Here is an 18,042-nt window from a genome sequence, read left to right on the forward strand (position 1 = left end):
CGAAACGGTCGACCGAACGGGGAACCCCGAGGGGCCTCCGTAGAGTTGGACAGAACGTACGAACGCCACTTCCGCGATCCAGGAGCGTGCCCCGTGGCCACACGGCCCCCGGTCGGACTGCCCAGGCTGTCCCGTCGCAGCCGGATATTGCTCATCGTCGGTGCGGTGGCCCTGGTCGGTCTGATCACCGGCTCCAGGCTGCTCGGCACCTACGTCAACTGGCTCTGGTTCAGCGAGGTCGGCTTCCGCAGCGTCTACGGCACCGTGCTCGCGACCCGCCTCGGGTTGTTCGCCGCGGTGGCGCTGCTGGTGGGCGGCCTCGTCGCGATCAACCTCATCGTCGCCTACCGCACCCGGCCGGTGTTCGTGCCGGTGTCCGGCCCGGACGACCCGGTGGCCCGCTACCGCGCGGTCGTCACCCGGAGGATGAGGATCTTCGCGATCGGCCTGCCGGTGCTGATCGGCGTCATCGCCGGCACCTCGGCGCAGGGCGACTGGCAGGTGCTCCAGCTCTTCCTCAACGCCACGCCGTTCGACGTGACCGACCCCGAGTTCGGCCACGACATCGGCTTCTACGCCTTCCAGCTGCCGTTCTACACCTGGCTGCTGTCGTGGCTGTTCATCGCCACCGCGGTGTCGTTCGTGGGCGCGGTCGTGGCGCACTACCTGTTCGGCGGCATCCGGCTCGCGGGCCGCGGCGGCCAGCTCTCCGGCCCGGCGCGCACCCACCTGGCCATCGTCGCCGGTGTGTTCGTGCTGCTCAAGGCCGTGGCGTACTTCTTCGACCGGTACCAGCTGCTGTTCTCCGACCGGAACGACAAGTTCGACGGCGCGAGCTACACCGACCTCAACGCGGTGCTGCCCGCCAAGCTGATCCTGCTGTTCATCGCGGTCTTCTGCGCCATCGCGTTCTTCGCGGGCGCCGTGCTGCGCAACCTCCAGCTGCCGGCCATCGCGACCGTGCTGCTGGTGCTCTCCAGCATCCTGGTCGGCGCCGCGTGGCCCGCCGTGCTGGAGCAGTTCTCGGTCCGGCCGAACGCCATCGAGAAGGAAGCGGAGTCGATCAACCGCAACATCGACTCGACGAGGCAGGCGTACGGGCTCACCGACGACAAGGTCGAGACCAAGCCGTACGACGGCAAGCAGAACGTCTCGCTCGACGAGCTGAAGGCCGACCAGGCCACCCTGGGCAACGTCCGGCTGCTCGACCCGGCGGTCGTCTCCAAGACGTTCACCCAGTTCCAGCAGCTGCGCCCGTTCTACGGCTTCCCGGACAAGCTCGACGTCGACCGGTACACAGTGGACCAGCAGCTCCAGGACTACATCGTCGCGGTCCGCGAGCTGAACACCGCGGGCATCCCCGCCGGTCAGCGCGACTGGATCAACCAGCACCTGATCTACACCCACGGCAACGGCATGGTGTTCGCCGAGGCCAGCACGGTCAACTCGCCCGCCAACGAGGGCGGTGACGGCGGCTACCCGGTGTTCCAGGTGGCCCAGGTCGGCCAGGACGGGAAGGTCCAGCCCGGCCCGTTCGGCGTGCAGCAGCCGCGCACCTACTTCGGCGAGCTGGGCTCCCCGGCCGACTACGCCATCGTCGGCGGTCGCGGCGAGGGCGCCCCCGGCGAGTACGACACCGACGGGTCGTCCTACACCTACGACGGCAAGGGCGGCGTCCGCATCGGCGGGCTGTTCAACAAGCTGGTCTTCGCCGCCGCCTACGGCGAGCGGAACATCCTGTTCAACTCGGCCATCGGCGACGACTCGCGGATCATCTTCAACCGCAACCCGCGGGACCGGGTCGAGAACGTGGCGCCGTGGCTGACCGTGGACGGCGACCCGTACCCGGCCGTGGTCGACGGCCGGATCACCTGGATCGTCGACGGCTACACCACGCTCGACAACTACCCGTACGCCCGCCGCACGCCCCTGGGCGACGTCACGAACGACTCGCTGCCGGGCGTCGCGCAGCTGCCGAACCGGGAGATCAGCTACATCCGGAACTCGGTCAAGGCCACTGTGGACGCCTACGACGGCTCCGTGACGCTCTACGCCATGGACGAGCAGGACCCGGTGCTCAAGGCGTGGCAGGGGGTCTTCCCGGGCACGGTGAAGCCGAACAGCGACATGTCGCAGTCGCTGCGCGAGCACCTGCGCTACCCGGAGGACCTGTTCAAGGTCCAGCGGGAGATGCTCTCCGAGTACCACGTGGACAACCCGCGGGACTTCTACTCGGGCGTCTCCTTCTGGGACGTGCCGTCCGACCCGACCATCGACAACGCCACCACCGTCGAGGCCCAGCAGCAGCAGAGCAGCCAGCAGCGCGACCGGCAGCCGCCGTTCTACGTGCTGGCGGGTGACCCGACCGGTGACGCGAACAAGGTCAGCTTCCAGCTGACCAGCGCGTTGGTGCGGCTCAATCGCGAGTTCATGGCGGCGTACGTGACGGTCAGGTCCGACCCGGACAACTACGGCAAGATCAGCGTGCTGACCTTGAACAACGAGGCCAAGGGTCCGCAGCAGATCCAGACCACGTTCCTCACCAACGGCGAGGTGTCCGGTGAGCTGAACCTGCTCACCCAGCGCCAGACGAAGGTGGTCTACGGCAACCTGCTGACCCTCCCGGTCGGTGGCGGCCTGCTCTACGTGGAGCCCATCTACATCGAACGGGCCAGTCAGAACACCCAGTTCCCGCAGCTGTTCAAGGTGCTCGTCAGCTTCGGGGACAAGGTGGGCTACGCCAACACGCTCAGGGACGCGCTGGAGGAGGTGCTGACCGGGGCCGGGGTGCAGGTGCCCGACCCGGGCACCGGGCAGCAGCCGGGGTCGACGTCGACCCCGTCGACCTCCGCCACGCCGCCGGTGGACGACGGCAGCGGGCAGTCGCCCGACCTCCAGCAGGCGGTGCGGGACATCCAGTCCGCGCTGGCCCGCATCAAGGCGGCGCAGTCCAGCGGTGACTTCGCCGAGCTGGGCAACGCCTACAAGGCGCTGGACGAGGCGGGCAGGCGGTTCGAGACGGCGAGCGGCACCACGCCGTCGCAGTCGTCGGCCGTGCAGCCGTCGCCCACGCCGACCGGCTGACCAGGTATTCATCGCTGAATCGGGTGGCCTCGCGCACAGCGGGGCCACCCGATTTGCATCTCCGGTAACCAGGGCGTACAGTTCTAATTACCAACGCGGGGTGGAGCAGCTCGGTAGCTCGCTGGGCTCATAACCCAGAGGTCGCAGGTTCAAATCCTGTCCCCGCTACTGAAGTGAGAGAGTCCCGTTCACGGAAAACGTGAACGGGACTCTTTCGCATTTTGCCCCGGGGGTTCGACCCCCGGACCCCGAGCAGGCGGGACTTCGTCCCCCCGCACCCCCTGGAACGGTGCCGGCCTCGTCGGGGGTGCGGCGGGCGGGTTGGGGCGGGTTGGCTGTGGCGAGTGGGTTGAGCTGCGGAAATACAGTTAAGGGACCCCCGTGTGAATGGGGTTTCCGGGGGTGTGTAGAGTTCTACTTGCAGCGCGGGGTGGAGCAGCTCGGTAGCTCGCTGGGCTCATAACCCAGAGGTCGCAGGTTCAAATCCTGTCCCCGCTACAAAGGTGAAGGGGCCCTTCCGGTGACAACCGGGAGGGCCCCTTCTTCGTGCGCTCCGGTCACGTCATGTTCTCGGCCCAGTACTGGGCGCAGGTCAGCGAGCACACCCGGCCCTCGCCGCTGACCGTGCGGTGCCGGCGGATCTGCTTGCCGCACACCATGCACTCGTCCTTGCCCGCCTGCTCCGGGATCGAGCCGGACGCCCAGGCGCGGGCGTTGCGCACCACCTTGGTGGTCCCGGTCGTCCACTTGGCCCCGGTCGTCCACTTGATGCCCACAGTTGACCTCCCAGAAGAACGAACACCCGTAGTAATGGTCCCACCACCCGACGTGTACGCCAGGGGTGAGCGCCGAAACCACCGGGTTGTGCTATTCACCCGGGCGACGGACGGGGGGTCCCGGACGCGGCGAGTGACGTGCTTCTGCCGTTAGGGTGAACGCAATAGTGCGGTTTCCCTTGTGGGCCAACGAATTTCCACTCCACGTGGACAGCCCGGGTCAAGCGGCCGAACGCGTGGCGCCCGGCGGGGGGCGGTTACGCAGCGGAGCTTCTCGTTGCTCCGCTTGGCCCAACTCCACTAGCCCGTGATCAGCCACAGTGGACAGAACGGCTGACCATTGTGGACACCGTGGCCACGGCGTGGCACCGTTGGTGGTGTGTCGGACCTGAATGCGACGGCGGCGGCCCTGCTCGGGCTGCTGCACGACGGACCCAAGACCGGTGGCCAGCTCGTGGCTGAGGCCGGGGAGCGCTTCGGTGCGTTCTTCAGCGTCACCCGCAGCCAGGTCTACCGCGAGCTTCCCGCGCTGGCGGACGCCGGCCTGCTTCGCCTCGGCAAGCAGGGCCCCCGCTCCAGCCAGCAGTACGTGCTCACGGCGGCGGGCAAGAAGGCGTTCAAGAACTGGCTCCTGTCCGAACCCGGACCGGACCACCTGCGCAGCCCGCTCATCCTGCGCATGGTGCACGCCGGGTTCCTGACCCCGAAGCAGCGGCAGGGGCTGGTCGACTCGGCGCGCGCGAGCTACACCGCCGACCAGGAGGCCGCCAGGACCGCGGTGAAGACCGCGGAGGACGCCTACTCCAAGGCGGTCGCCGAGTTCGGCCTGGCCCACGCCAAGGCCGTGCTGAAGCTGCTCGACGCCGTCCCGCAGGGCTGAGGTGCGCCGACCGGTCGCACTCCGCGACCGGTCCTGGCGTAATCTTCAGCCGTGAACCCCGACGTCGAAGCAGACATCAAGGACCTCTCCGCCACCCTCGCGAGCATCGAGGCGGTGATGGACCTCGATGCGCTGCGCGCGCAGGTCGGCGAGCTGGAGGAGGCCGCCGCCCGCCCCGACCTGTGGGACGACCAGGAAGAGGCGCAGCGCGTCACCAGCCAGCTCTCCCACAAGCAGGGCGAGCTGCGCCGCGTCACGGCCCTGCGCGACCGCCTCGACGACCTCGGCATCATGTACGAGCTGGCCGAGGACGAGGGCGACGCGGGCAGCCTCGCCGAGGCCGACACCGAGCGCGTGAAGCTCCGTGACGAGATCTCCTCGCTGGAGGTCCGCACCCTGCTGTCGGGCGAGTACGACGAGCGCAACGCGCTGGTCACCATCCGCGCCGAGGCGGGTGGCGTGGACGCCGCCGACTTCGCCGAGATGCTCCTGCGCATGTACTCGCGCTGGGCCGAACGGCACAACTACCCCGTCGACGTGTTCGACACCTCCTACGCGGAGGAGGCGGGCATCAAGTCGGCCACGTTCCGCGTCTCCGCCCCCTACGCCTACGGCACGCTGAGCGTCGAGCAGGGCACGCACCGGCTCGTGCGCATCTCGCCGTTCGACAACCAGGGCCGCCGGCAGACGTCGTTCGCGGGCGTCGAGGTGGTGCCGGTGGTCGAGCAGACCGACCACGTCGTCATCGACGAGAAGGAGCTGCGGGTCGACGTGTACCGCTCGTCCGGCCCCGGCGGCCAGGGCGTGAACACGACGGACTCGGCGGTGCGCCTCACGCACATCCCGACCGGCATCGTCGTCTCCTGCCAGAACGAGCGCAGCCAGCTCCAGAACAAGGCCACCGCCATGGCGGTCCTCCAGGCGAAGCTGCTGGAGCGGCAGCGCCAGGAGGAGCAGGCCAAGATGGACGCGCTCAAGGACAGCGGGTCGAGCTGGGGCAACCAGATGCGCTCCTACGTGCTGCACCCCTACCAGATGGTCAAGGACCTGCGCACCGAGCACGAGGTCGGCAACCCGTCCGCGGTGCTCGACGGCGAGATCGACGACTTCCTGGAGGCCGGCATCCGCTGGCGCAAGCAGCACCAGTCCTGATGCGCTCGGTAGCGATCTCGATCGGTCAAGCCCCGGTCGGGTGGCACCCGATGAGGGCGACACGGGGGCTTCACGAGGGCCGCGAGTAGACTCGCGCCTCGTGATTCGCCTCGAACACGTGTCCAAGGTCTACAAGACCTCCGCGCGCCCCGCTCTCGACAACGTCTCCGTCGAGATGGACAAGGGTGAGTTCGTGTTCCTCATCGGGCCGTCCGGGTCCGGCAAGTCCACGTTCCTGCGGCTGCTGCTGCGCGAAGAAGTGCCCAGCAAGGGTCGCGTGTACGTCTCCAACTTCGACGTCGCCAAGATGTCGCGGCGCAGGGTCCCCCGCCTGCGCCAGTCCATCGGCTGCGTCTTCCAGGACTTCCGCCTGCTGACCAACAAGACCGTGGCGGAGAACGTCGCGTTCGCGTTGGAGGTCATCGGCAAGCCCCGCAACACCATCGTCAAGGTGGTGCCCGAGGTGCTCCAGCTGGTCGGCCTCGACGGCAAGGCGGACCGGATGCCCCACGAGCTCTCCGGCGGCGAGCAGCAGCGGGTGGCCATCGCCCGCGCGTTCGTCAACCGGCCCCTGGTCCTGCTCGCCGACGAGCCGACCGGAAACCTGGACCCCGACACCAGCCAGGACATCATGCTGCTGCTGGAGCGGATCAACCGCACCGGCACGACGGTGCTGATGGCCACCCACGACCACTCCATCGTCGACTCCATGCGCCGCCGGGTGGTCGAGCTGGACCACGGCCGCATCATCCGCGACGACGCCCGGGGTGTGTACGGCGTGGGCCGCTGAGCCCGGACGCCGCGACCCCCTCGTCCCCCGACCCTGAGGAACGCTCCCCCCGATGCGTACCAGCTTCGTGTTCAGCGAGGTCGTGACCGGCCTGCGCCGGAACGTCACGATGACCATCGCGATGATCCTCACGACCGCGATCTCGCTCTTCCTGCTCGGCCTCGGCCTGCTCGTCGTCCGCATGGTCGACAAGATGCAGGACAACTACCAGGGCAAGCTGGAGGTCTCGGTCCTGCTGACCAACGACGTCAGCGCGAACGACAAGGACTGCACGCAGCAGCCGTGCGCGGGCCTCCGCGAGCAGCTGGAGAGCACCTCCGGGGTCAAGACGGTCGTCTACGAGAACCGCGAGAAGGGCTTCGAGCGGTTCAAGAAGATCTTCGAGGCGCAGCCCGAACTGGTGAAGCTCGCCCGCCCGGAGGCGATCCCGTCGACGTTCCGGGTGAGCCTGGAAGACCCCGAGCGCGCCGACGTGATCGTGCAGGCGTTCAGCGGGAAGGCGGGCGTGAAGGCGGTGAACGACCAGGGCGAGTTCCTCGCCAGGCTGTTCGACGTCCTCAACGGCGCCCGGGACGGCGCGCTCGGCCTCGCCGCGTTCCAGGCGCTGGCCGCGCTGCTGCTGATCTCGAACACCATCCAGGTGTCGGCGTTCACCAGGCGGACGGAGGTCGGCATCATGCGGCTGGTGGGCGCGACCCGCTGGTACACGCAGCTGCCGTTCCTCATCGAGGCCGTGGTGGCGGGCATCATCGGCGCCCTCGCGGGCGTGCTGTGCCTGGTCGGGTTCAAGGCGGTGGCGCTCGACCGGGTGTTCGGCGACCTGTTCAACTCGGGCATCCTGCCGCAGATCGGCATGCTGGACATCCTGGTCATCTCGCCGATCCTGCTCGGCACCGCCGTGGTGATCTCGGCGCTGACCGGCTACGTCACGCTGCGCCTCTACGTACGCCTGTAGGGTTCGGCCCCCGATAACCGCTGGCGCGGTCACGTAAGGTTGCCGTCATGGTCAAGGAGCGCGGTCAAAAGGTGATCGCGTCGAACCGCAAGGCTCGGCACGACTACACCATCCTCGACACCTACGAAGCGGGTGTCGTGCTCGTCGGCACCGAGGTGAAGAGCCTGCGGATGGGCCGGGCGTCCCTTGTGGACGCCTTCGCCCAGGTCGACGACGGCGAGATCTGGCTGCACGCGCTGCACATCCCGGAGTACGTCGCGGGCACCTGGACCAACCACGAGGTGCGCCGCAAGCGGAAGCTGCTGCTCCACAAGGGCGAGATCGAGCGGCTGATCGGCAAGACCAAGGAGAGCGGTCTGTCGCTGATCCCGCTGTCGATGTACTTCAAGGACGGGTACGTCAAGGTCGAGCTGGCGCTGGCCCGGGGCAAGAAGTCGTACGACAAGCGGCAGGACCTGGCCAAGCGGGACGCGCAGCGCGAGATCCAGAAGGCGCACGGCCGGGCGCTCAAGGGCCGTTACTGACCGTCGGCGGTTCGCGGGGGACCCCGCACCCCCGCGGGCGGCGGGCCGGCGGGATCAGCCCAGGTCGAGGTAGGCGAGCACGGCGCGCACGCGGCGGTGCTCGGACGTGCTCGGCTCCAGCCCGAGCTTGGCGAAGATGTTGCCCACGTGCTTCTCCACCGCGCCGTCCGACACGACCAGGGACGCGGCGATGGCCCCGTTCGACATGCCCTCCGCCATCAGGCCCAGCACCTCGCGCTCGCGCTGCGTCAGCGAGTCCACCGGGTTGCGCCTGGCCCGCACCATCAGCTGCATCATGACCTCGTGGTCGATGCTCGTGCCGCCCCCGGCGACCCGGCGGACGGCGGCCACGAACTCGGCCACGTCGGCCACCCGCTCCTTGAGCAGGTAGCCGACGCCGTTCGCGCCGCCCGCCAGCAGCTCCACCGCGTACCGCTCCTCCACGTACTGCGAGAGCACCAGCACGGGCAGGCCCGGGACGCGCCTGCGGGCCTCGATGGCGGCCCGCAGCCCCTCGTCGGTGAACGTCGGCGGCATCCGCACGTCCACCAGCGCCAGGTCCGGCCGGTGCTCCTCGACGGCGGCGAGCAGGGCCTCGCCGTCCTCGACGGCCGCGACCGTCTCGATGCCCTCGTCGGCCAGCAGGCGCTGCACGCCCACCCTCAGCAGCACCGAGTCCTCGGCGATCACCACGCGCACGGCAGCTCCGTCCGGATCACGGTCGGCCCCCCGACGGGGCTCAGCACGACGACGACGCCGTCAATGGTCGCAGCCCGGTCGACGAGCCCCGCCAGGCCGCCCCCCGGGCGCACCTCGGCGCCGCCGCGGCCGTCGTCGGTGACCTCCACGACCACGGAGTGCTCCGTGCGGGACACGGTGACCAGCACCCGCGTCGCGCCCGAGTGCTTCGCGGCGTTCGTCAGCGCCTCGGCGACGGTGAAGTAGGCCGTGCTCTCCACCGCCATCGGCGGGCGCGGCTCCACGTCCACGTCCACCACCACCGGGACGGGGGACCGGGCGGCCAGCGACGACAGCGCCGCGTCCAGCCCCCGGTCGCCCAGCACGGACGGGTAGATGCCGCGGGCCAGGTCGCGCAGCTCGGAGATGGCGAGCTTCGCGTCGGCGTGCGCCTCGGCGATCAGCTCGCGGGCGCCGTCCGGGTCCGACTCCATCTTGCCGCGCGCCCGCCCCAGCCCCATGGCCACGGCCACCAGCCGCTGCTGCGCGCCGTCGTGCAGGTCGCGCTCGATGCGCCGGCGCTCCGCCTCGGCGGCCTCCACGCCCCGCGCCCGGCTCGCCGAGAGCCGCTCGGCCTCGGCGGACAGCACGCTGGTCCGCGACGGCCCGAGCAGCGCGCGGGCGAACGCGCCGTGCGCCCGGCCCATGCCGTTGAGCAGCCGGTGCGACAGGAAGCCCAGCAGCAGGCCGACCAGGGTGACCGGGAGGGCCTTCGCGAACGAGTCGATCGTGTAGACGACGCCGGGCGCGAACTCGACCTCCCAGGTGGCGGGCAGCCGGTGCAGGTAGAACGGCAGCAGGACGGTCGCCGCCGTGGACGTCCACAGGGCCACGGTCACCGCGAACTCGATCGCGCCCAGCGGCAGCATGACCAGCCAGTACGCGAAGTCGCGCCACGTCGCCGGGTCCTGGGCGAGCGCCTTCGCGCGGGCGGTGGCGCCCCCGGGCAGCGGTCGGTAGGGCCGCTGGACCTCCACGCCGAGCGCGGTCCGCACCCACGCGCGCTCGGCCGTCGCCGCGCCCCGGGCCAGGGTGAGGGTGAGCACGCCGAGCGGCAGGCCGACCCAGATCACCGCGGTGCCCAGGCTCACCGCGCCCAGGGTCACCAGCAGCACGAACCAGAAGATCCCCGTGACCAGGTTGAGCAGGAAGTACCCGCTGGTCCGGAGGGTGCCCGCCATGGTGCCCGTCGTCATGTCCCCCACCTTCACGCCGCGATTGAACCCGATCAGCATCACCCGTGCGGGGGGTGGGGACCATCGGGTGCGCCGGTCGGAGCGGGGTGGGGCCAGCCCTACCGCGGTAATGGGAATGATCGCGGGGGCGCGGGGCGTTATGCTGTACGAGAAGGACCCACGACCAGGGGGTGAACGGTTTCGACTTTGTGCGTCGATTCAAGGGAAGCGTGCCGGTGCAGGCGAGAGACCACCGCAAGCGTCATCGCAAACCAATAAGCGCCGAGTCTAACGACCAGCGCGCGTTCGCCCTCGCCGCCTGAGGCTAGGAGCGACGCTGTCGGCCCGGGGGCGCCTCCGCCCCGATCGCCGGCATCAGCTAGGAGGCTCACCACCGCTCTCGGCCACGGGGAGCGGTTGGGACACCCACAGTGGCTGGGCCCGTCACGGTCGCTTGTCCGCGTGATGACCGGGGTCGAGTAGAGACGTAGCGGACTGCGCACGGAGAAGCCTTGATGAGCCGGCAGAGGACCCGGGTTCGATTCCCGGCACCTCCACCCCTGGAACGGCGGGTGCTCGCACGACGAGCACCCGCCGTTCCGCTGTTCACAGGTCGTTGGCCAGCACGTGGGCGATGTTGCGCTCCGCCAGGGCGGTGATCGTGACGAACGGGTTCACCCCGAGCGAGCCCGGCACCAGCGCCCCGTCGGTCACGTACAGGTTCGGGTAGCCGTGCACGCGGCCGTGGTCGTCGGTGGCCCGGCCGAGGACCGCGCCGCCGAGCGGGTGGTAGCAGAAGTCGTCGGCGAACGCCCTGCCCCCGGAGAACACGTCGTAGCGGTAGGTGGTGCCGCTCGCGGCGTTGACCTCGTCGAGCAGGCCCTTCGCGGCGGCCACCGAGGGCGCGGCCTGGGCGCGGGTCCACTGGAGGCCGAGGCGGTCGGTGGCCGGGTCGTAGGTGAACCGGCCGCGGTTCGGGTTCTTGGTGATCGCCAGGTAGAGGCTGACGTAGGTCTCGATCCCGGCGGGGACCGGGGCGATCTCGGCGATCACGTCGCGGACGGGGTCGGTGATGGCCAGCACGGGGATCGCGGACTGCTTGGGGCCCGTCGGTTCGAGCGGGTTGTTGTTGCGGGCGGCCATGACGTTGCCGTTGGGGCCCCAGCCCTCGCCCACCTCGTCGGGCAGGTCCGGCAGGTCGCCGGTCTCGCGGGCGCGCAGCAGCAGCTCGGTGGAGCCGAGGCTGCCCGCGCCGAGGAACAGGCGGTCGCACGTCAGGTGCTTCTCGGCGACGGGCGTGCCGTCCTCGGTGATCTGCCGGACGGTGAGCGCGTACCCGGTGGCGGTCCTCGTGACGCGGGTGACCCGGTGCAGGGGCGCGATGGTGACGTTGCCGGTGCCGACGGCCTGGGCCAGGTAGCCCTTGTCGAGGCTGAACTTGCCGTGGTTGTTGCCGTAGAGGACCTCGGTGCCCAGCGCGGACCTCGGCGCCTCGCCGCGCTCCTCCCGCATCATGTGCTCGAACGAGTAGACGTTGGGCAGCAGCCGGGTGCCGTAGCCCGCCCGGCCCGCGAGGGTCCTGGACAGCCGGGCGTAGTGGTAGTGGTCGGTGCCCTCGAACCAGGGCTCGGGGATCGAGTTGACCCGCAGCACCCGGTTGGCCAGCGGGTAGTACGTGGAGTACATCTCGTCCGCGTCGACGGTCGGGAACACCTGCTCGAAGTACGCCCGGTCCGGGACGACGGCCATGCCGCCGTTGACCAGCGAGCCGCCGCCGACGCCCCGGCCGACGTACACGCCCATCTCGGCGAAGTTCACCCGGTCCAGGACGCCGGCCCAGCGCTGGACCGGCCGGTTGGCCAGGTCGAGGAACAGCACGCCGTTGACCGGCGCCTCGGTGCGGTCCTTGAACCACGTCGAGCGGCGGTCGGGGTTGAGCATCCCGCAGAAGACCTTGCCGTCCGCGCCGGGCGCGTTCCAGGCCCGGCCCATCTCCAGCACGAGCGTCCGCACGCCCGCCTGGCCGAGGCGTAACGCCGAGACCGCGGCGCCGTAGCCGCTGCCGACGACGATCGCGGGCACGTGGGTGTCGTCGGCGGAGGCGCGGCCGGTGGTGGCGAGGGTCCCGGCGGCGACCGCGGTGACCCCGAAGAAACTGCGACGGGAAATCTTCTTCATGTTCCCGGACGCTAGATCAACGACCGGCGAGGTACCTCTCGATCAAGCCGGCCACCAGTGCGGGGTCTTCGAGCGCCACCGCGTGCGTCCCGTCCACGCGCACCACCTCGACGTTGCCCGGCAGCGTGGGCAGGTCGCGGGCCAGGCCCCGCTGGTAGGGCTCGAACAGCGCCTGACCGGGCATGGGGCGCGTGGCTACGGCCAGCAGCATCGGGCACTCCAGCTCCCGGAACACCTCGAAGCAGTCCAGCTCCTCCAACGCCGACTGGAGTTCGGGTTGCCCGTGGGAGCGGAACGCCTCGCGCAGTCGGTCGACCTCGTCGCGGACCTCCTCGGGGTCGACGTAGCGGGTGAGCTGCGTCGGCACGCCGTGCCCGTCGACGTTGACCACCGCCGGGCACTCCGGGTGCCGCCGGCCCCACAGGGCGGCGACCATGCCGCCCAGGGACATGCCGACCACGGCCGGGTTGTCGGTCGCGTGCGGCTCGATCCGGTCGAGCACCGAGTCCCAGTCCCACGGCCCTTCGAGCGGCAGCGGCACGACCTCGTGCACGCCCCCGAGCGCCGCCGCCACCGGCTCCCAGTCCGCGGGCGTCCGGCCCGCGCCGTGCAGTGCGATCACCTTCACGCGTTCAACCTCGCTCTCACCGAGGCGGTGGTGACACCGCCGCCGTCCGGGTCCCGCGCCAACTTGCCCCGCCGCACCAGGTCGTGGACGCCCTGCTTGGTGACGCCGAGCATCGCGCCGGCCACCGAGTACGACACGGCCGTCGCGGCGGGGTGCCCCACCCGCCGGGCGGTCGCCCGGCCGAGCGGGGTGCGCCACCAGTCGGCGGGCGGGTCGAACGGCCCGTCGGACGGGTACAGCGCGCCGACGAGCCGCGCGAGGGTGTGCACGGCGGCCTGCTCGTCGTCGCCCTCGACGGTCGCGGCCAGGCGCGCCGCCAGCTCCCGGTTGCGGTCGTGCAGTTCGCCGACGTCGCCGAACAGGATCTCCAGCGGGTCGAGCAACCGGGTGCGGATGATCGTCTCGATCTGGGTGGCGAGCACGCGGAACCTCCTTGACGGCTATCGTCAAGTACTTGACGGTCTGCGTCAAGTACTTCAGCGGCGGGCGGGTGGCGCGGTCATCGGGTCCTCGGGCCAGCGGTGCTTGGGGTAGCGGCCCCTCAGCTCCGCCCTGACCCGCGGGTAACCGGTGCGCCAGAACGACGCGAGGTCGCCGGTGACGGCGGTCGGGCGGCCCGCGGGGGAGAGCAGGTGCAGCACGACCGGCACGCGGCCGTCCGCCAGGCGCGGCGTCTCCGTCCAGCCGAACACCTCCTGCACCTTCACCGGCAGCGCCGGCTCCGGCTGCGAGTAGTCGACGCGGACCCGTGAGCCGGAGGGCACCTCCAGGCGGTCCGGCGCGAGTTCGTCGAAGCGCGCGGCGGCGGGCCAGGGCAGCAGCAGGCGCACCACGTGCTCGCCGCTGATCCGCTGGAGGTCGGACCGGCGGCGGGCGTCGCCCAGGTCGACGACCCCCAGCAGCGCCTCGTCGTCCACGGCCGGCCACGGGTCGCCCAGCACGCGGTGCAGGAACGCCATCCGCTCGCGCGTGCGCAGGCCGTCCGCGTCCCAGCGCAGCAGGCCGACGCCCTCCGCGCGCAGGCCCTGGCGCAGCGCGTCGGCGACGGCGGCGCGGTCGCGCAGGGGCTTGCTCGACAACGTGATCGCGCCCAGCTTGCGCAGCCGGTTCGCCACGACGTCCCCGTCCCAGCGCACGTCGTCCTCCTCGGCCAGGAGGGCGGGCGCGGCGGTGACGGCGAGGTCCTCGTCGGCGCGGGCGGCGAGGCGGACGCGGCCGTGCGCGCGGCCCGGTTCCCGGTCGGCGACGGCGACCGCCAGCCACTCGGCGTCGGCCAGCCCGCTGCCCGGCGGCAGCTCGACGGCCGTGCCGCCGGCCATCAGGTACACCGGCGACCCCGGCGACCGCCTGCGCGCCAGCCGTTCGGGGTGGGCGAGGGCGACGACCAGCGCCGGGTCGCCGCCCCTCTTCGCCTCGCCCCTCTTCGCCTCGTCGCGCTTGTCGCCGCCCCGCTCGCCCTCGCCCCGCTTCCCGAGCATCGCGGACAGGCGGCGCACCTCGCGCGGGTCGGCGTCGTGCGGGTTCAGCTCCACGCCCCTGCTCGCGCGGTCGTCGTCCAGGAGCGCCACCACCTGCGCGGCCGTGTGCGCGCCCACCGCGTCCGCGCCGTCCAGCAGGGCGCGCGCCAGGCGCGGGTGCAGGCCGAGGTCGGCCATCCGCCGCCCCCGGTCGGTCGCGGAGCGGCCGTCCAGCGCGCCCAGCGCCCGCAGCACCGCGCGGCCCGCGTCCAGGGCGCCCGGCGGCGGGGCGTCCCACCAGGCCAGGCCCTCGCCGTCCGGCACGCCCCAGCAGGCCAGCTCCAGCGCCAACCGGGTCAGGTCGGCGGTGCGGATCTCCGGCTCCGGGTAGCGCGGCAGCGTGCTGTGCTCGTGCGCCGGCCAGCACCGGTAGACCCGGCCCGGCGCCTCGCGCCCCGCCCGGCCCGCCCGCTGGTCCGCCACCGCCGCGCTCACCCGCACCGTGGCCAGGCCCGACAGGCCGCGCCGGTGGTCCACCCTCGGCACCCGCGCCAGGCCCGAGTCCACCACCGACCGCACGCCCGGCACGGTCAGGCTCGACTCGGCGACCGCCGTGGCCAGCACGACCCGCCGGCGCGGACCCGGCGTGAGCGCGTCGTCCTGCGCGGACGCGGCGAGCCTGCCGTGCAGCGGCAGCACGTCCACGTCACCGCCGATCAGGCCCGCGCACCGCCGGATCTCCGCCACGCCCGGCAGGAACGCCAGCACGTCGCCGTCCCCCTCCACCAGCGCCCGCCGGACCGCGCGGGCCACCGCCGCCTCCACGCGCTCACCCCGGGCCGGCGGGGTGTGCGCCACGTCCACCGGGAACGTCCGCGCCTCCACCCGCAGCACGGGCGCGTCGCCCAGCAGCTCGGCCAGCCGGTCCGCGGCGACCGTCGCGGACGTCGCCAGCAACCGCAGGTCCGGGCGCAGGCCCGCCCGCGCGTCGAGCAGCAGCGCCAGCAGCAGGTCCGCGTCCAGGTGCCGCTCGTGGCACTCGTCGAGCAGCACGACGTCCACGCCCGCCAGCTCCGGGTCGTGCTGCAACCGCCGCACCAGCAGGCCGGACGTGACCACCTCGATCCGGGTGTCCTTCGACGTCCTGCGGTCGCCGCGCACCGCGTAGCCGACCGTGCGGCCGACCGGCTCGCCCAGCAGGGACGCCATCCGCGCCGCCGCCGCGCGGGCCGCCAGCCTGCGCGGTTCGGCGACCACCACCCGGCCCTCCAGGGCCAGCGGGACGAGCGTCGTCTTGCCGGTGCCGGGCGGCGCGACCAGCACCGCGGTGCCGTGCCCGGCCAGGGTGCCCGCGATCTCGCCCAGCATCGGCCGGATCGGCAGGTTCGGGAGCTCCACGGTGGGGCAGTGTGCCAACCCGGCCGCACGGGGGAGGTGGCGACTCGGCACGCGCCCCGCGGCGCGGGAGGGCCGGGAGGTGCGGGGCCGGCCGGGGTGCGAGGCTGACCGGGTGGTTGACCCGCTGCACGACCCCGACGACCCCGACCTGCTCGACCCCTACCGGGCCCGCGACCTCGCCGGGCTCGTCGAGACCGCCAGGCTCGCGTCCGGCGCCGTCCGCTACGGCAGGGTCGGCCGCGTCGGCGTCGCCCAGGTCGTGGTGAACCCCGACGACCCGCTGCCCACCGGCAACCACGCGTGCGCCGTGTACGGGTCGTCCGCCGAGGTCGCGGGCACCCTGATGAGGCTGGAGCGGACGTTCGCCGATGTGGGCCGGGCCGAGGCCGTGCTGTACGCGTCGCCGACGACCGTGGCCGAGATCGAGGGCCTGGCCGACGACACCGGCTGGCACGCCGTGGAGGAGGCGCTGGTCGTCGTGCACCGGGGGACGCCCCGCTCCTCGTCGGACGTCCGGCGCGCGACCGACGCCGACCTGCCGGGCGTGGCCGAGCTGCTCGCCGACGACCTCGGCGCGGACGCCGCGCGGCTGCTGCGGCACCTCGGGCAGCGGCTGGACGACCCGAGGTGCGCGTTCCTCGTGGTGGACGACGGCGACCGGGTCGCCGGGTTCGCCTCCGGGTTCGGCGAACGCGGCGTCGGCCTGGTGGAGCACGTCGTCGTGCGCCCGGCCCGGCGGCGGCGCGGCGTCGGCGGGGCGCTGGTCGGCGGGCTGGTGACCGTGCTGGCCGACGCCGGGGCGCTGCTCGTGGCCGCGCACGTGGCGGAGGGCGGCGCGGGGGAGCGGTTCGCCGAGGCGTGCGGTTTCGAGGTCTGCTACCCGGTGACCGCCTACGCGCGGAGGGTCGATGAACTGCTCGATTGAGTAATCCCTTGCCCCGAGGCATATCCTTAGCAGGGCTAAAGGACTGCTGAGAGGGGCTCACGTGCTGGGGAACGACGTCAAGGCGAAACCCCGGCTGCCCAACGAGGTGTGGGTCCTCGTCGCGGCGAGCTTCATCATCGCGATCGGCTTCGGCATCGTCGCGCCCGTGCTGCCCGCCTACGCCAAGAGCTTCGACGTCGGCACGTTCGCCGTGTCCGCCGTCGTCAGCTCGTTCGCCCTGGTCAGACTGCTGTTCGCGCCCGTGAGCGGACGCCTGGTCAACCGGTTCGGCGAGACCTGGGTCTACATCGTCGGCATCCTCATCGTCGCCGTCGGCACCGGCGCGTGCGGCTTCGCCACCGCCTACTGGCAGCTCATCCTGTTCCGCTGCTTCGCGGGCATCGGCTCCACCATGTTCACCGTCTCCGCCGTCGGCCTGCTGATCCGCATCACGCCCGCCGCCCTGCGCGGCCGCGCCTCCGGCGTGTGGGCCACCGGGTTCCTGCTCGGCAACATCGCCGGCCCCATCGTCGGCGCGGCCCTCGTCGAGATCTCCATCCAGGCGCCGTTCGTCGCCTACGCCGTCGCGCTCGTCATCGCCGCCCTCGTCGTCTGGTGGTTCCTGCGCCGGTCCACGCTCACCGCCCTCGACACCTCCGCCGCGCAGCCGTCGATGACCGTGCGCGACGCCGTCCGCTCCCCCGCCTACCGGGCCGCGCTCGCCTCCGGCTTCGCCAACGGCTGGGCCGTGTTCGGCGTGCGGATCTCGCTCGTGCCCCTGTTCGTCGTCGAGGCGCTGCGCAGCACACCCGCCATGGCCGGCATCTCGCTGTCCGTGTTCGCCGTCGGCAACGCGGCCGTGCTCATGATCTCCGGCAAGCTGTCCGACACCGTCGGCCGCAAACCCATGGCCATCGCCGGGCTCGCCGTGTCCTGCTTCGGCACCGTGTGGCTCGGGTTCACCACCGACGTGCCGCTGTTCATGGTCGCCTCGCTCGTCGCGGGCGTCGGGGCCGGGCTGCTCAACCCGCCGCAGAACGCCGTCGTGGCCGACGTCATCGGTGCCAAGGCCAAGGGCGGCCCCGTGCTCGCCGCGTTCCAGATGGTCGCCGACTGCGGCGCCATCGTCGGCCCGCTCCTCGCGGGCGTCCTCGTGGACCACTTCTCCTACCAGGCCGCCTTCACGCTGACGGGTGCCATCGCGGGCCTCGCCCTGATCTTCTGGCTGTTCGCCCCCGAGACCCTGCCCCGCACCGAGGAGTCGCACGTCGCGTCGGACGTCGCGAACGAGTGCGGCACCCTGGACGAGGGCCCCGAGGTGCCGGTCGGCGAGCGCGTGGCCGGACGTCCGCGTCAGCCGGACGCGTGATCGCACTCAGCTT

General features: G+C 71.8%; 15 protein-coding genes, 2 tRNA genes and 1 other RNA gene. 11 read left to right on the forward strand and 7 right to left on the reverse strand.

Annotated features, from left to right (window positions below; all coding sequences use genetic code 11):
- The first annotated feature begins 93 nt into the window (after window positions 1-93).
- The 3 genes from ACRAKJ_RS04845 (at window position 94) to ACRAKJ_RS04855 (ending at window position 3,582) form a co-directional block, all read left to right on the forward strand.
- Window positions 94-3,084, forward strand: coding sequence for a UPF0182 family protein (locus tag ACRAKJ_RS04845; protein ID WP_438926134.1), 2,991 nt, complete (start codon window positions 94-96; stop codon window positions 3,082-3,084).
- Between the two features lie 94 nt (window positions 3,085-3,178).
- Window positions 3,179-3,252, forward strand: a tRNA-Met gene (locus ACRAKJ_RS04850).
- A gap of 256 nt (window positions 3,253-3,508) precedes the next feature.
- Window positions 3,509-3,582, forward strand: a tRNA-Met gene (locus ACRAKJ_RS04855).
- Between the two features lie 59 nt (window positions 3,583-3,641).
- Here the strand turns inward: ACRAKJ_RS04855 and ACRAKJ_RS04860 are convergent.
- On the reverse strand, window positions 3,642-3,860 hold the full coding sequence (locus tag ACRAKJ_RS04860; protein ID WP_306748734.1) for a hypothetical protein: 219 nt from the start codon (window positions 3,858-3,860) through the stop codon (window positions 3,642-3,644).
- Window positions 3,861-4,239: 379 nt separating this feature from the next.
- On the opposite strand from ACRAKJ_RS04860, the gene ACRAKJ_RS04865 reads away from it, so the two are divergent.
- From ACRAKJ_RS04865 to smpB, 5 genes are all read left to right on the forward strand, one after another.
- On the forward strand, window positions 4,240-4,740 hold the full coding sequence (locus tag ACRAKJ_RS04865; RefSeq protein WP_438926135.1) for a helix-turn-helix transcriptional regulator: 501 nt from the start codon (window positions 4,240-4,242) through the stop codon (window positions 4,738-4,740).
- 51 nt (window positions 4,741-4,791) lie between these two features.
- Entirely contained in the window at window positions 4,792-5,892 is a 1,101-nt protein-coding gene (prfB, locus tag ACRAKJ_RS04870) for a peptide chain release factor 2 (protein ID WP_438926136.1), read from the forward strand.
- A 100-nt stretch (window positions 5,893-5,992) separates the two neighbouring features.
- Window positions 5,993-6,682 carry a cell division ATP-binding protein FtsE gene (ftsE, locus tag ACRAKJ_RS04875; RefSeq protein ID WP_306748740.1) on the forward strand — a complete coding sequence of 230 codons (690 nt, stop codon included), beginning with the start codon at window positions 5,993-5,995 and terminating at the stop codon, window positions 6,680-6,682.
- A 52-nt stretch (window positions 6,683-6,734) separates the two neighbouring features.
- Window positions 6,735-7,637 (forward strand): permease-like cell division protein FtsX, encoded by a 903-nt coding sequence (ftsX, locus tag ACRAKJ_RS04880; RefSeq protein ID WP_438926137.1) that lies wholly within the window; start codon window positions 6,735-6,737, stop codon window positions 7,635-7,637.
- Window positions 7,638-7,684: 47 nt separating this feature from the next.
- On the forward strand, window positions 7,685-8,161 hold the full coding sequence (smpB, locus tag ACRAKJ_RS04885; protein ID WP_306748745.1) for an SsrA-binding protein SmpB: 477 nt from the start codon (window positions 7,685-7,687) through the stop codon (window positions 8,159-8,161).
- Between the two features lie 54 nt (window positions 8,162-8,215).
- Here the strand turns inward: smpB and ACRAKJ_RS04890 are convergent, their stop codons facing one another.
- Entirely contained in the window at window positions 8,216-8,860 is a 645-nt protein-coding gene (locus ACRAKJ_RS04890; RefSeq protein ID WP_438926138.1) for a response regulator, read from the reverse strand.
- Window positions 8,848-10,095 (reverse strand): sensor domain-containing protein, encoded by a 1,248-nt coding sequence (locus tag ACRAKJ_RS04895; protein ID WP_438926139.1) that lies wholly within the window; start codon window positions 10,093-10,095, stop codon window positions 8,848-8,850. Before ACRAKJ_RS04895 ends, ACRAKJ_RS04890 begins: the two co-directional genes overlap by 13 nt.
- Window positions 10,096-10,261: 166 nt before the next feature.
- Here ACRAKJ_RS04895 and ssrA point away from each other — a divergent pair.
- Window positions 10,262-10,634: a transfer-messenger RNA gene (gene ssrA, locus ACRAKJ_RS04900) on the forward strand.
- A 46-nt stretch (window positions 10,635-10,680) separates the two neighbouring features.
- On the opposite strand, the gene ACRAKJ_RS04905 is transcribed toward ssrA, so the two are convergent.
- The 4 genes from ACRAKJ_RS04905 to hrpB are packed head-to-tail and all read right to left on the reverse strand — an operon-like array spanning window position 10,681 to window position 15,735.
- Window positions 10,681-12,252: a GMC oxidoreductase gene (locus ACRAKJ_RS04905; protein WP_438924061.1), complete on the reverse strand. Its 1,572-nt coding sequence runs from the start codon at window positions 12,250-12,252 to the stop codon at window positions 10,681-10,683.
- A 16-nt stretch (window positions 12,253-12,268) separates the two neighbouring features.
- On the reverse strand, window positions 12,269-12,880 hold the full coding sequence (locus ACRAKJ_RS04910) for an alpha/beta fold hydrolase (protein ID WP_438924062.1): 612 nt from the start codon (window positions 12,878-12,880) through the stop codon (window positions 12,269-12,271).
- Entirely contained in the window at window positions 12,877-13,302 is a 426-nt protein-coding gene (locus ACRAKJ_RS04915; RefSeq protein WP_438924063.1) for a hypothetical protein, read from the reverse strand. The genes ACRAKJ_RS04910 and ACRAKJ_RS04915 overlap by 4 nt, the downstream gene beginning before the upstream one ends.
- Before the next feature lie 54 nt (window positions 13,303-13,356).
- Window positions 13,357-15,735, reverse strand: coding sequence for an ATP-dependent helicase HrpB (hrpB, locus tag ACRAKJ_RS04920; protein ID WP_438924064.1), 2,379 nt, complete (start codon window positions 15,733-15,735; stop codon window positions 13,357-13,359).
- A 112-nt stretch (window positions 15,736-15,847) separates the two neighbouring features.
- On the opposite strand from hrpB, the gene ACRAKJ_RS04925 reads away from it, so the two are divergent.
- Entirely contained in the window at window positions 15,848-16,660 is an 813-nt protein-coding gene (locus ACRAKJ_RS04925) for a GNAT family N-acetyltransferase (RefSeq protein ID WP_438924065.1), read from the forward strand.
- A gap of 61 nt (window positions 16,661-16,721) precedes the next feature.
- The gene (locus ACRAKJ_RS04930) at window positions 16,722-18,029 is read left to right on the forward strand and encodes an MFS transporter (RefSeq protein WP_438924066.1); all 1,308 of its coding nucleotides are present in this window, start codon (window positions 16,722-16,724) and stop codon (window positions 18,027-18,029) included.
- Window positions 18,030-18,042 lie beyond the last annotated feature (13 nt).

It is taken from the genome of Saccharothrix sp. DSM 118769 (assembly GCF_052936295.1).

What these genes read in the sequence shown, in the direction of transcription:
- ftsX (WP_438926137.1), top strand. Translation starts at nt 6,735, where the DNA reads ATGCGTACCAGCTTCGTGTTCAGCGAGGTCGTGACCGGCCTGCGCCGG.
- smpB (WP_306748745.1), top strand. Translation starts at nt 7,685, where the DNA reads ATGGTCAAGGAGCGCGGTCAAAAGGTGATCGCGTCGAACCGCAAGGCT.
- ACRAKJ_RS04895 (WP_438926139.1), bottom strand. Translation starts at nt 10,095, where the DNA reads ATGACGACGGGCACCATGGCGGGCACCCTCCGGACCAGCGGGTACTTC.
- ACRAKJ_RS04905 (WP_438924061.1), bottom strand. Translation starts at nt 12,252, where the DNA reads ATGAAGAAGATTTCCCGTCGCAGTTTCTTCGGGGTCACCGCGGTCGCC.